The sequence below is a fragment of the Mesorhizobium sp. P3_A9 genome (assembly GCF_056402975.1).
Window position 1 is genome coordinate 1 of the sequence record NZ_JBFUGJ010000727.1, and the last position, 1,039, is coordinate 1,039.

Consider the following 1,039-nt stretch of genomic DNA (forward strand, 5'->3'; position numbering starts at 1 on the left):
GACTTATTGCGGTGTCGGTGGGGCGGAGGGTCCGGCCGTGACCGATCTCAGATTGCCTTTCTTGACCAGGACAGGCCGGTCATAAATCTTCTTCATGATGCACGCTCTCCACTATATCCCGTCACGATAGTGACACATCGTGATCGTCTGTCAATGTTGTGCTGGGGATAGTCGAGGTTATCCCAACCAGAACATCGGGAGACTCTGCCTACAGGATGCCGATTGCTTCGGCCCGATTGGGCAGAGATCGGCACTCTAAAGCGCGGCTCGACATGCTTAAGCCGTTGTTTCTATGAATGCCCCTGGTCCGGACCGGGAAGCTTCCAGTGATATACATGAGGACAGGAAGTGAGGGCGGCGCTTTGCGGTATAGGCCGGCGCTGATAATCTTATCCAAATCCGCGGGCGGAGAGCGCGATGAACAGATTGGCTGACAGGTTGCTGGCGCTTGCCTTGGTTGTGGTCGCCATCGGGTGCCTGGCGCGGGTCTATCCGCTCGTCGTTACTGGTGCCGTTGGCTGGCAGGACTTTTTCGCACTGCCCTCGGATGCGTCCTCCTTGCGGTTGACCGGGCTCGTTCTGGCGGCATTCGCCTGCCTGGCCGGCGCCTTGTTGTTCTGGGCCGGCCTGTTGCCCGGGCGGCCGGCGCATGCTGCCGGAACGCCGCTGTTTGGCCGCGCGGCGGAAGTGCAGGAGACCGGCAGGCCCGGACTGCGCAAGATCTTTCTCGCCTTGCCATTGATTGTGGTGGCGGCGCTGGCCATCGACCGGTTCGGCCCGTGGGGTGGCGGCGAGGTGGCCAGCCAGCCGAATGAACCGAAGATTGCCGAACCCAAACCTGTTGAACCCAAGCCTGATGAACCGAAACTTGCCGAACCCAAACCCGCCGAGCCGAAGGGCCAGGATGTCGCCAGTGCGCCGCCGGTTCCCGAGCCGGCACCTGYGCCAGCCCCGCCAGCGGCGCCACCTGCTCCACCGCCGGTAGCCGTCAGCCCTCCGGCCGCACCGGCACCCGCAGCGCCGCCCGTGGTCTTAGCTC

1 pseudogene is annotated in these 1,039 nt (G+C 63.3%); it reads left to right on the forward strand.

Features of this window, described 5'->3' with window-relative positions:
* Window positions 1-417: 417 nt before the first annotated feature.
* Window positions 418-1,039: pseudogene (locus tag AC1DX0_RS36340) on the forward strand (WD40 repeat domain-containing protein); the annotation flags it as partial.